Annotated in this window: 10 protein-coding genes; 5 read left to right on the top strand and 5 right to left on the bottom strand. The window is 71.4% G+C overall.

Annotated elements, in window-relative coordinates:
- From ACFQ3T_RS29340 to ACFQ3T_RS29325, 4 genes are all read left to right on the top strand, one after another.
- Positions 1 to 431, top strand: a 431-nt coding sequence (locus ACFQ3T_RS29340; RefSeq protein ID WP_380728103.1) for a substrate-binding domain-containing protein, incomplete at its 5' end; no start/stop codon positions are given.
- Positions 432 to 598: 167 nt separating this feature from the next.
- On the top strand, positions 599 to 1,720 hold the full coding sequence (locus ACFQ3T_RS29335) for an ABC transporter substrate-binding protein (protein WP_380728101.1): 1,122 nt from the start codon (positions 599 to 601) through the stop codon (positions 1,718 to 1,720).
- Positions 1,717 to 2,649: a carbohydrate ABC transporter permease gene (locus tag ACFQ3T_RS29330; RefSeq protein ID WP_380728099.1), complete on the top strand. Its 933-nt coding sequence runs from the start codon at positions 1,717 to 1,719 to the stop codon at positions 2,647 to 2,649. The genes ACFQ3T_RS29335 and ACFQ3T_RS29330 overlap by 4 nt, the downstream gene beginning before the upstream one ends.
- Complete coding sequence (locus tag ACFQ3T_RS29325) at positions 2,646 to 3,461, top strand: carbohydrate ABC transporter permease (protein WP_380728097.1); 816 nt, start codon at positions 2,646 to 2,648, stop codon at positions 3,459 to 3,461. The genes ACFQ3T_RS29330 and ACFQ3T_RS29325 overlap by 4 nt, the downstream gene beginning before the upstream one ends.
- Before the next feature lie 79 nt (positions 3,462 to 3,540).
- Here the strand turns inward: ACFQ3T_RS29325 and ACFQ3T_RS29320 are convergent, their stop codons facing one another.
- The 5 genes from ACFQ3T_RS29320 to ACFQ3T_RS29300 form a co-directional block, all read right to left on the bottom strand.
- Entirely contained in the window at positions 3,541 to 6,225 is a 2,685-nt protein-coding gene (locus ACFQ3T_RS29320) for a lectin (protein ID WP_380728095.1), read from the bottom strand.
- A gap of 181 nt (positions 6,226 to 6,406) precedes the next feature.
- Positions 6,407 to 7,372, bottom strand: coding sequence for a TolB family protein (locus ACFQ3T_RS29315; protein WP_380728093.1), 966 nt, complete (start codon positions 7,370 to 7,372; stop codon positions 6,407 to 6,409).
- Positions 7,369 to 8,580 (bottom strand): MFS transporter, encoded by a 1,212-nt coding sequence (locus ACFQ3T_RS29310; RefSeq protein WP_380728091.1) that lies wholly within the window; start codon positions 8,578 to 8,580, stop codon positions 7,369 to 7,371. Before ACFQ3T_RS29310 ends, ACFQ3T_RS29315 begins: the two co-directional genes overlap by 4 nt.
- Before the next feature lie 70 nt (positions 8,581 to 8,650).
- A complete protein-coding gene (locus ACFQ3T_RS29305) occupies positions 8,651 to 10,045 on the bottom strand; it encodes a CBM96 family carbohydrate-binding protein (RefSeq protein ID WP_380728089.1) in 1,395 nt (464 codons plus the stop codon).
- A gap of 197 nt (positions 10,046 to 10,242) precedes the next feature.
- On the bottom strand, positions 10,243 to 11,103 hold the full coding sequence (locus tag ACFQ3T_RS29300; protein ID WP_380728105.1) for a LysR family transcriptional regulator ArgP: 861 nt from the start codon (positions 11,101 to 11,103) through the stop codon (positions 10,243 to 10,245).
- Positions 11,104 to 11,175: 72 nt separating this feature from the next.
- Here ACFQ3T_RS29300 and ACFQ3T_RS29295 point away from each other — a divergent pair.
- Positions 11,176 to 11,482: LysE/ArgO family amino acid transporter (locus ACFQ3T_RS29295; RefSeq protein WP_380728087.1), on the top strand; the 307-nt coding region annotated here is incomplete at its 3' end.

Raw genomic sequence — 11,482 nt, 5'->3', positions numbered from 1 at the left:
CGCCGCCCGCGAGCCGCCGCACCGCCCGCCACCTGCCCTCCGACCGGTCCGCGTCCCCCGGCGCGGACACCGCCGACGCGGGCGTCCGGGCCCTTCGGTCCCTTCTGGACTCCGAAGTCCTTCCCGACGCGGTGATCGCTTTGGGCGACCCGCGTGCTGTAGGTGTGCACCGTGAAGTGCGCCGCCAGGGGCTCCGGCCGGGTACGGGCGTAGCGGTGACGGCTTTCGACGACACACCGTTGGCGTCTGTTGTGGACGGCGGCCCCACCTCGGTGCGGCAACCCGTCGAGAGGTCCGCCCCAGTGGCGGCGGACCTGCTCGACAGCGCGAACGGCGATCGGGGTGTGGTGCTGCCGGGCGGGATCGTCGGCCGCGGCAGCCACCCGATCCGCTTGGCAGAGCAGGATGGGAACCGATGGGAGTTTCGGTGATGGGCGTTCGGACAACGGCGGCGCGGGCAACCGCGGCGCTGGGAGTGGCAGTTCTCCTCGCTGCCTGTGGCAGCAGCGGTGGAAACGAAGGCGGAGGGCAGCCCGGCGGTGCGCTCGAAGGCCGGGGCGAGGTCACCTTCGCCACCGGCAAGGACACGTCCGGCAACATGCAGAAGCTCGTCGACGAGTGGAACGCCTCGCACGCGAACGAGCAGGTCCGGATCATCGAACTGCCCGAGTCGGCCGACGCCCAGCGCCAGCAGATGGTGCAGAACGCGCAGGTCAAGTCCGACGCGTACACGATCCTCAACCTCGACGTGGTGTGGACGGCCGAGTTCGCGGCCAACCGCTGGGTGGCCGAGCTGCCCGCCGACCAGTTCCCGCTGGACAAGTTCCTCGCGCCCGCGGTGAAGACCGCGCAGTACCGCGACAAGCTCTACGCCGCGCCGGTGTACTCCGACGGCGGCATGCTGTACTACCGCAAGGACCTGCTCGACGCGGTCGGCGCGCAGCCGCCGAAGACGTGGGCCGAGGTGATCAGCTCCTGCCAGGCGGTGCGCGCGTCGCAGCCCCAGATCGGTTGCTACGCGGGCCAGTTCGAGAAGTACGAGGGCCTCACCGTCAACTTCGACGAGGCCGTGCACTCCGCGGGCGGCGAGGTCGTCGACGCCTCCGGCAAGCCGGTGGTCGACTCGCCCGAGGCGAAGGCCGGGCTGGACGCGCTCGTGCAGGGCTTCCAGCAGGGCATCATCCCGGCCAAGGCCATCACGTACAAGGAGGAGGAAGGCCGCCGCGCGTTCCAGGCGGGCGAGCTCCTGTACCACCGCCAGTGGCCCTACCAGTGGAACCTGGCCAGCAAGACCGACGGCTCGTCGCAGGTCGCGGGCAAGTTCGCGGTCGCGCCGCTGCCCGGCCTGAACGGCCCCGGCAGCTCCACCCTCGGCGGCCACAACTTCGCCATCTCCGCGTTCGGCAAGAACAAGGCGACCGCGCTGGACTTCATCAAGTTCTTCACCAGCGAGGCCGCGCAGCGCTCCAACCTGCTCGCCACCTCGCAGGCGCCGACCCTGTCGAGCCTGTACGAGGACGCCGAGCTGATCAAGCAGTTCCCGTACCTGCCGACGCTGAAGGAGTCGATCCTGTCGGCGAAGCCGCGCCCGCAGGCGGTCCAGTACGGCGACGTGACCACGGCCATCCAGGAAGCCGCGTACGCCGCCCTCACCGGCACGAAGACCAGTGACGTGGCGCTGAAGGACTTGCAGGCCAAGTTGCAGGAGCTCATCAAGTGACGGCGGTCGCCCGCCGCGCCCGGGGTGTCACCTCGGGCGCGGGGCGACTCGCCGCGGCGCTCCTGTCACCGACCTTCGTGGTGCTCGCCCTGGTGGTCGGGTACCCGTTGGTGGCGGCGCTGCGCGAGTCGGTGTTCCAGGAGGGAACCGACCTCGACGAGAGCGGTTTCGTCGTGGAAGGCTCGCGGTTCGTCGGTCTCGACAACTACGTCTCCATCTTCGTCGGCGAGGCGGCGACGCGGTTCTGGAACGCGTTCGGCAACACCACCCTGTTCACCGTCATCACGGTGGCGCTGGAGGTGCTGATCGGCGTCGGCATGGCCCTGGTCATGCACCACGCGCTGCGCTGGCGCGGCATCGTGCGGGCCAGCATCCTGGTGCCGTGGGCCGTGCCCACCGCCGTGTCCGCGCTGCTGTGGCGCTGGATCTTCCAGGCCGACGGCGTCGCCAACGCGATCATCGGCCAGCAGGTCCTGTGGACCACCGAGGGCTGGCAGGCGAAGGTGGCGGTGATCCTCGCGGACGTGTGGAAGACCGCGCCGTTCGTCGGCCTGCTCGTGCTGGCCGGCCTCCAGATCATCCCGAACGACGTCTACGAGGCGGCGCGGGTCGACGGCGCCTCGCCGTGGCGGCAGTTCTGGCAGATCACCCTGCCGCTGGTGAAGCCCGCGCTGCTGGTGGCCGTGCTGTTCCGCGTGCTCGACGCGCTGCGGATGTTCGACCTCCCGTTCGTGCTCGTCGGCAGCCGCAAGGATTCGGTGGAGACGCTGTCCATGGTGGCCTTCGACGAGGCGTCGAGCCTGAGGTTCGGACCGGCCGCGGCGTACGCGACGGTGCTGTTCCTGTACGTCGCCGTCACCGCCCTGGTGTTCGTGCGGCTGCTCGGCGCCGACGTGATCGGCGCGGCACGGGAGAGGACGCGGAAATGAAGGGGGTGCTGAAGTACACCGGGCTGGGTTTGATCCTGGTCTACTGCCTGGCGCCGTTCTACTGGATGGCGGTGTCGGCGTTCCGCCGCCCGTCCGACCAGTTCGAGCTGACGCCGCTGCCCTCGCCGTTCTCGCTGGACAACCTGACGGCGGTGTTCGCGCCCGGGGTCGGGTTCGGCCGGTCGCTGCTCAACAGCCTGGTCGTCGCGGGCGTCACGACGGTGCTGACGCTGATCATCGGCGTGTCGGCGGCGTACGCGCTGGCCCGGCTCAAGTTCCGGTTCAAGAACGCGGTCGCGGCGCTGATCATCGCCACGTCCATGTTCCCCGGCATCTCGCTGCTGGTGCCGCTGCTGGCGCTGTTCACCGACATCGGCTGGATCAACACCTACCAGGCGATGATCGTGCCCAGCCTGTCGTTCGCGCTGCCGCTGGCGGTGTGGAACCTGACCGCGTTCTTCCGGCAGATGCCGGAGGAGCTGGAGCAGGCGGCGATGATCGACGGCTGCACGCGCGGCCAGGCGTTCCGGAAGGTGATCCTGCCGCTGGCCGCGCCCGGCGTGTTCACCACCGCGATCATCACGTTCATCGCGGCGTGGAACGAGTTCATCATCGCGCTGTCGATGGTCAACGACAACACCATGCAGACCGCGACCGTGGCGATCTCCCGGTTCCACGGTGCGTACGGTTTCGACCAGCCGTTCGGCACGCAGATGGCCGCCGGCGTGATCGTCACCGTGCCGCTGGTCGTGCTGGTGCTGGTGTTCCAGCGGAGGATCATCGCGGGCTTGACCGCGGGCGGCGTGAAGTAGCGCCTCGCGGCCCGAAGGCCGGTCGCCACGTGTTGGGAGAGCCGTGGCGACCGGCCATTCACCTCTCGGGGTCACTCCACTACGGCAGGCGCCACTGCTGCGCGCCGGTGCCGTTGCACCCGTAGACCTGCAACTGCACGCCGTTCACGGTGGTGCTGTTCGGCACGTCGAGGCACAGGCCGGACGGCGAGTTCACCAGCGCCGACCCCTGGGGCCACCACTGCTGCGCCGCCGTCCCGTTGCACGTCCACAGCTGCACCTTGGTGCCGTTCGTGCGGCCGCTGCCGCTGACGTCCAGGCACCGGCCCAACGCGCGCAGCGTGCCGTCTGACGCGACGGTCCACTGCTGCGCGGCGGAGCCGTTGCAGTCCCACAGCCGCACCACCGCGCCGTCGACGTTCGTGCTCGGCTCGCCGTCCAGGCACTTGCCCGCCAGGCCGACGACCGCGCCGCCGCGGGCCGGGTTCGGACCGACGTCGAACGACGGTGGCGCGTCCGCAGCCGCCGAGCCCCACGTGGACGGCGACGTGCCCAGCGTGAAGTCCAGCGTGCCGCCGCGGGCGACGAACGACGCGGGCAGCCACGGCCTGGTGGACGTGACGCCGTCCACCCGCAGGGACTGGACGTACTTCGCGGTGTCGGACGCGTTCGGCGCGGTGATCGTGATGGTCACGCCGTTGCCGCGCCGGATGGTGGTGGTCGGGAACTGCGGGCTGGCCAGCACCAGCTCCGCCCGGCCGGGCGCCTGCGGGTACATGCCCAGCGCCGCCCACACCGCCCACGACGACATCTCGCCCAGGTCGTCGTTGCCCACCAGGCCTTCCGGCGTGGGCAGGAAGATGGACGTCAACGCCCGCCGCACCACGTCCTGGGTCTTGTGCGGCGCGCCCGCGTACGCGTAGGCCCACGGGGTGTTGAGCGTCGGCTCGTTGCCCAGGTAGGCGTACGGCTTCTTCGGGCCGGCGTTCAGCTCGGTGAAGAACGTGTCGAGGCGGCTGGTGACGGCGGCGTTGCCGCCCATCGCGTCGAACAGGCCGCGGTGGTTGTACGGCACCATCCACGTGTACTGCGCGGCGTTGCCCTCGACGTACTCGTTCTCCTGCACCGGGCTGAACGCGGGCCACGTCAGGTCGGCGTTGCGCGGCCGGAGGTACTTGCCGCCCGACTCGAACAGGCCGCGCCAGTTCTGCGCCCGGCGGAGGAACCGCTCCGCGGTGCCGGCGTCGTTCAACCGGGCCGCGAACTGGGAGATGGCGAAGTCGGCGCTGGTGTACTCCAGCGTGGTGGCGGCCGAGCCCCACACGTCGGGCAGGCCGGTCGGCACGTAGCCGTAGTTGTTGTACTGCAACCACCCCGGCCGCTGGCGGATGTCGTCGACGCCGGCCACCATGCGCCGCAACGCGTCCGCGGTGTCGAAGCCCGTGCCGCCGAACGCGTGCGCGGTGGAGACGATGATCGGCATCGGGTCGCCGTTCATCACGCCCGTGCCGCCGTTGGCGACGGTCCAGCGGTCGAAGTACCCGCCCTGGGCGGCCTGGTTGACGGCGGACTGCGCGATGTCCGCGGCCTCGTCCGGCCCCAGGAGCCCGATCAGGGCTATCTGCGAGCGGTAGACGTCCCAGCCGGAGAAATTCGCGTACTGGGTCCCGGTGGTCGTGCGCACCTGCCGGTCGAAGCCCGCGTACTGGCCGTTGACGTCGCTGAACACGTTGGGGTGCAGCAAGGAGTGGTAGAGCGCCGTGTACAGGGTGCGGAGCTGGGTGGTCGTGCCGCCGGTGACGTCGACGCGGCCCAGCCAGCCGTTCCACTCGGCCCGGGCGGCGGCGCGCACGTCGTCGAAGCTCCGCGTGCCGACCTCGGCGGCGAGGTTGGCCCTGGCGTTGTCGACGCTCACGAACGAGATGCCCACCCGCGCGGTGACGGTGGTGGCGTTGAACGACACGAAAGCCGACGCGGCGAACGGCGCGACGTCCTCGGTGGCGGTGGTGGCGGGGAGGTGCCGGGTGCCCGCGGTCTTGGGCGCGGGCGGGACGGAGCCCCGGCTGCTGCCCTCGACCGTGCGGCCGTTCGGGTCGATCCGGCCGTCTGCGATCGTGGCGGCGGTGGCGAACGGCTGGTCGAACGTGACGTGGAAGTGCAGCCGGTAGCGGTTGCCCGCGCCGCAGAACCCGCCGCTGTCGGTGTAGCCGGAAAGGGTGTTCGCGCCGATGGTGACGGAACCGCTCGCCGCGTTGAACGCGCGGGCGGCGTCGACGTTGAGCGAGGCCCGCTGCCCGGCGGGGTAGGTGAACCGGGCGATGCCCGAGCGCTGGTCGGCGGTGAGCTCGGTGCGGATGCCGTTGTCGAAGCGGACCGAGTACGAGCCGGGGGAGGCCTGCTCGTTCGCGTGGGAGAAGGTCGAGTACGTCGCGGGCGCGGTGCCGAGCGACGGCATGAACGGGACGTTGCCGAAGTCGCTGCACCCCGGACCCGACAGGTGGGTGAGGCTGAAGCCGCGGATGCGGTTGTCGTCGTAGTGGTAGCCGCCGTGCTGGTGGGTCACCGTGTCGGGGCTCCACTGGAGCATGCCGAACGGCGCGACGGCGCCGGGGAAGGTGTTGCCCGCGCCGCCGCCGTGACCGAAGTCCGGTCCGCCGGGCCTGGTGCCGACGAACGCGTTGACGTGCTGGGCGGGATCGGTGATGGCGTGCGCGGTCCCGGTGGCGACCGGCGCGGCGAGGGCGGCGAGGGTGAGCGCGGCGACGGCCGCGGAGCGGAGACGCATCTGTACCTCCGGCAGGGGTAGGAGGCCTGACAACGTTGTCAGGCCTCGATTCTCCCAGTGGAGGCGCAGGTCAGGAACCCGCTGTGCGGGGGAACGGCGTTGGGCCGGCGGTGTCCACCGGACAAGTGAACATATTTCACTATAGCTTCAGTGTCACCTGAAAGGATGTCACTCGGAAGGGTCATCCCAGGGGTGCCGGCGAGTTGGCCTCGGGGACCACGACGGCCGGGGCGCCGGTGCCGTCCGACGGCACGGCCCACACGTCGTTGACGCCGTCGCTGCGTTGGATGCCGTACGCGACCGTGTGCGCGTCGAGCCACGCGGGCTGGTCGTCCACGCTCCGCGTTTCCGCCAACCGGGTGATCTCTCCGGTCGCGAGGTCCATCGTGGACAGTCGCCACCCGCGCTGCGGGTCGTTGTCGATCGCCGCCTTGTAGGCGATGCGAGTCCCGTCGGGGGAGAGGGACGGGCACTCCACGTTCTCCGCGAGCGAGCGCAGCGTCCGCGCCGCGAAGTCGCCCTCCATGAGGTAGCGGCGGCCGCCCGTGGACATGGTGGCGTAGAACCGGTTGTCGTCGGACGTGAACGTGACGCCCCAGAAGTTGCGGTCGGCGGCGGCGACCACCGTGCCGTCCACAGTGGACGTGAACTCCTCCAGCGACGTGACCAGCGCGTCGGTCTCCAGGTCGAGGATGCCGGTGCTGGTGGAGAAGCCGTTGGCCGCGTACGAGTGGCCGTCCACGAACAGCGTCCACGCCACCATCCGGCCGCTCGCCGACACCCGCGTGCGGTTGGGGAAACCGGTCAGCGGCACGGTCCGGACCTCGCGCAGGTCCGCGTCCAGCACGGCCAGCTCGCCCGCCTTGAACGCGCCGACCGGCCGCAGGCACGACGTCGTCCCGCCGGCGCTGTAGACGCGGTCGCAGCGCTGCTCGGTCACCTGGCGCGGCCCGGCGGCGTCGAGCCGGGCCACGGTCGACAGGTTCCCGTTGCTCAGCACCATCAGGCGCGGCCCGGCGGCGGGCGGGGCGAGGTCGTCCGGCGCGGAGGCGGGGGACCGGTCGGACAGGGCGGTGTAGCCGACGGCGAGGACGCCGAGCAGCACGGCCACCGCGGCGGTGATCAGGAGTCGGGTGCGGTTGGTCATGAGCGGCGTCCCAGGAGTGCGACGGTGGCGGCCAGCGTGAGCGCGACGCCCGCGGCGGCCAGGCGGGTGGCGGCCTCGGGACCCCAGAACTGCCAGGCGAGGCCGAACAGCACGGACGAGCCGAGGTACGCGAGGGCCTGCCCGCTCTGGATCAGCGCGATGCCGGTGGTGCGCAGCCGTTCCGGCAGGAGCGGACCGGCCAGGGCCATCAGCACGCCGTCCGTGGCCGCGTAGAACACGCCGTACAGCGCCACGACCACGACGACGAGCGGCCACCCGCCCAGCGGTCCGAACAGCAGCAGGTACACCGCGCCGAGCGCCACGTACCCGCCGAGCATCACGGGCAGTCGGCCCACCCGGTCGGCGAGCGCGCCGAGCGGCGCCGCCAGCAGCAGGTAGACGAGGCTCGTGCCGACCGCGAGCAGCGGGAACCAGCCGATCGCCAGCCCTTCGCGCTTCTGGAGCAGCAGGTACACGAACCCGTCGCCGACGGTGGCCAGGCCGAGCAGCGACGCGGCGAGCACGACCCGGCGCACGCCCCCGTCCCGCCACAGCCCGCCGATCGCCCTGACCCGCACGGGTTCGGCCGGCAGGGGCGCGCGGTGGTCGCGCACGAACAGCACCAGGATCACCACGCCGAGGGCGGCGACGCAGAAGCTCGTCATGAACACCGAGTCGAACGACTCGCCGGCCGCCGCCAGGACGGCGAGCGCCACCAGGGGTCCGGCGAACGCGCCGATGCCGTCCATCGCCCGGTGCACGCCGAACGCCCGGCCGAGGTCGCCCGCGGGCGTGGAGAGGGTGATCAGGGCGTCGCGCGGCGCGGTGCGGAGTCCCTTGCCCGCGCGGTCGAGGGTGATGACCGCGCCGAGGGCGGCGGTGGAGGTGCCGGCGAGCAGGAGGCCGATCTTGGCGACGGCGGACATCGCGTAGCCGAATCCGGCGACCGCCTTGCGCTTGCCCGCCCGGTCGGCGAGGTAGCCGCCGACGAGCCGCAGGAGGGTGGTCGCGCCGGTGTAGACGCCGTCGATGACGCCGTACGCGGCGGGGCTGAGCTGGAGGCCGACGACGAGGTAGAGCGGCAGGACGGCGGTGACCATCTCGGACGAGACGTCGGTGACGAGGCTGACCGCGCCGAGGGCGAAGACGTTGGCGCTGACGCCTTTCCAGCCGGTGGTCTTGGTGCGGCTGATCGTGGACAGGTACACGGCACCTCCGGGCGGTGCGCCGCACCCGGTCCTCGCGTGACCGGGTGCGGCGGGTGGACGTGCGGCGGGGTCAGTGACAGGCGGTGGTGCCGCTGTCGGTGAACGTCTTGCCCGCCACGGGCACGAACTGCCAGTCGAAGCTGTTGCTGCGCAGCGTCAGCTTGAGTACGCCGTAGGTGTCGCTGTTGCGGACCTCGCTGTTGGGTCGGATGGTGCCGAAGCCGTAGTGGCTGGCGCCGCCCATGCCCGCGACGAACGTGCGGATGCCGCGCGTGGTGTCGAGGCCGCCGTTGGGGTTCTGCGGGGCGAACCGCTCGTAGTTGTGGTTGTGGCCGAACAGGACGACGTCGGCGTTGTGGTCGTACAGCGCCTGGAACAGCGGGCGCGTCGCCGTGGACGGCGCGTGGTTGGCGGCGGAGGTGAACAGCGGGTGGTGCCAGTACGCCGCCGTGCACGGCTTGGTGTTCGCGGCGAGGTCGGCGCGGAGCCACTGCTCCTGGGCGGAGCCGGCCGCCATGCTGATGTTGGAGTTCAGCGAGACGATGTGCCAGTTGCCGAGGTCGTAGGAGTAGTAGCCCCGGCCGGACGGTCCGGCGAGCGTCCCGAAGTAGTTGTAGTAGCCGGTGGCGCCGGCCGTGCCGTAGTCGTGGTTGCCGGGCGACGGGCGGGTGCGTGCCTTGTGCCTGCCCCACGTCGGGTCGTAGTAGTTGGCGAACTCCGTCGCGGTGCCGCTGTTGTAGACGTTGTCGCCGGTGGTGAAGACCGTGCCGGGGATGCTGTCGAGCAGGGCGGCGGTGGCGCTGTCGCCGGAGGCGGAGTTGGCGATGTCGCCCGCGCCGACCAGGACCGGGTCGCCGCTGGGCTGGGTCGTGGTGGTGGTCGTCGTGGTGCCGGTGGTGACGACGAGCTGGGGCGCGGTGGCGCCGGTCTCGCGCGAGTCGTAGTCGGCGCCGTCGGAGTTGGTCGACGTGACGCCGAAGCTGAACGTCCCGTTGGCCTTGACGTGCGCGGTGACGTCGACCTCGTACCAGGCGTTGCGGGCGACGGAGCCGAGCGTGCCGAGGGCTGCGCCGTCGATGGCGGGCTGGTTGTTCCAGGTCACGCCGGTCTCGGACCAGGTGGTGTTGGTCATGGCGTGGAACGTGCCGCCGGCCGGGCTGTTGGAGTTCAGCACGTCGTCGGTGTGGACGCGCAGCTTGGCGCTCGTGACGGCGCCGGACACGCCGGAGACGGCGAACTTCAGGAACACCCGCTTGATCGGCGAGCCGTCCACGCCGAGCTGCCCGCTCGTGCCGTGGTTGGTGCCGGTGGCGGAGTTGTCGACGTGGGTGTCTGCGGTGGGGGTGAACGTGCTGGTGGCCGCCGAGGCGGTGGGGAGGTGGTCTGAGGTGGCGACGACGGTGAGGGTGGCGGCGGTGACGACGCCGATGGCGAGGACCGCCAGGGGAGCCCTGCGACCTGACATGCGAAACCCTTCGCTGCTCGAACTGCCGGACAAGGCCTCGCAGAGAGTAGGGACGGGTGAGCACGGTGTGGTGATCACCGGACGGCGGGACGGTGAACGACCGGCGAACCGCGCGCGCCTTGACCAGTGCGGGTGAGGGCGGCTCGCGCGCGTCGTCGGCGCAGATCGTCGGCGTGTTTCCTCGGCGTGGTTCGTCGTCAGTGCAGTTCGGCCGCCGCGGCGCGGAAGACGGCGTCGGCGACGCGGGCCAGCGGCGGCGAGTCGAGCTTCCACTGCTGCCAGTGCAGCAGCACGTCGACCGGCCGGTCGGGCGCGAGGTGGACGAGCCTGCGGTGGGCGGCGATCTGGTGCTCGGTGAGCAGCGCCCAGCCCGCGCCCGCGACGACGGCGTCCTCGAACACGTGCCCGTCGGGCAGGTGGTGGCGGTGGGCGGAGGCGTTGTGGCCGGTCAGCTCGCGGCAGAACCGGTCCTGCAGGTCGTCCTTGTCGTCGAACACGATCACCGGTGCGTCGTGCAGCGGCTGCCCGTCCGCGAGCCAGCGCCGCGCGAACCGCTTCGTGGCGACGGCGTGGTAGCGGATGCTCCCGAGTGGACGGACGACGCAACCCTGCACCGGGCGCGGCGATGACGTGACCGCGCCGACGACGACGCCCTGGCGGAGGAGTTCGGCGGTGTGGTCCTGGTCGTCGCGCCGCACGGTCAGCACCAGGCCCTCGTCGGTGGCGAGTTCCCTGACGACGCGGCGGAACCAGGTGGCGAGCGAGTCGGCGTTGACCGCGACCGGGATGGGGGTCGGGTCCTCGACCAGGCCGAGGGCTTCGCGGGCGTCGCGGTCCAGCAACGCCTGCTGCCGCCCGTAGCGGGCGATCACCTCGCCGGACTCGGTGAGCCGCGCGGGCTTCGACCGCACGAGCAGGACGCGGCCGGTGCGCTGTTCGAGCAGCTTGATCCGTTGGCTGACGGCGGACGGTGTGACGTGCAGTGCTTTCGCGGCGGCGTCGAACGTGCCCTCGTCCACGACGGCCAGGAGGGTGCGCACGCACTCCGGATCGAGCATCACAGCTGCTAATGATACGTAAGAAAGCGTAGCTGGCCTTATCGGCGCCGGGTTCCTACGGTCGGTGGCGTGATGTACGCGCTGCTCGCCGGGCTCGGCACCGGACTGTCCCTCATCGTCGTCATCGGCGCGCAGAACGCCTTGGTGCTGCGGCAAGGCGTGCTGCGGCAGCACGTGCCCGCGATCGTGGCCATCTGCGCGGGTTCGGACGCGGTGCTGATCGCGCTCGGCGTGGGCGGGGCCGGGGCGACGCTGGCCGCCTGGCCGTCCGTGATGACGGTGGTGCGGTGGGTCGGCGCGGCCTTCCTGGTCGGCTACGGCGTGCTGGCAGCGCGGCGGGTGCTGCGGCCGGCGGCGTTGGCGCTCGACGCCACGCCGG

Origin of the sequence: Saccharothrix hoggarensis (assembly GCF_042678885.1) — a bacterium.
In the GTDB taxonomy this organism is placed as follows: domain Bacteria; phylum Actinomycetota; class Actinomycetes; order Mycobacteriales; family Pseudonocardiaceae; genus Actinosynnema; species Actinosynnema hoggarensis.
This window is presented reverse-complemented; position numbering and strand designations above follow the sequence as displayed.

What these genes read in the sequence shown, in the direction of transcription:
- ACFQ3T_RS29335 (WP_380728101.1), top strand. Translation starts at nt 599, where the DNA reads ATGCAGAAGCTCGTCGACGAGTGGAACGCCTCGCACGCGAACGAGCAG.
- ACFQ3T_RS29305 (WP_380728089.1), bottom strand. Translation starts at nt 10,045, where the DNA reads ATGTCAGGTCGCAGGGCTCCCCTGGCGGTCCTCGCCATCGGCGTCGTC.
- ACFQ3T_RS29300 (WP_380728105.1), bottom strand. Translation starts at nt 11,103, where the DNA reads ATGCTCGATCCGGAGTGCGTGCGCACCCTCCTGGCCGTCGTGGACGAG.
- ACFQ3T_RS29320 (WP_380728095.1), bottom strand. Translation starts at nt 6,225, where the DNA reads ATGCGTCTCCGCTCCGCGGCCGTCGCCGCGCTCACCCTCGCCGCCCTC.
- ACFQ3T_RS29315 (WP_380728093.1), bottom strand. Translation starts at nt 7,372, where the DNA reads ATGACCAACCGCACCCGACTCCTGATCACCGCCGCGGTGGCCGTGCTG.
- ACFQ3T_RS29325 (WP_380728097.1), top strand. Translation starts at nt 2,646, where the DNA reads ATGAAGGGGGTGCTGAAGTACACCGGGCTGGGTTTGATCCTGGTCTAC.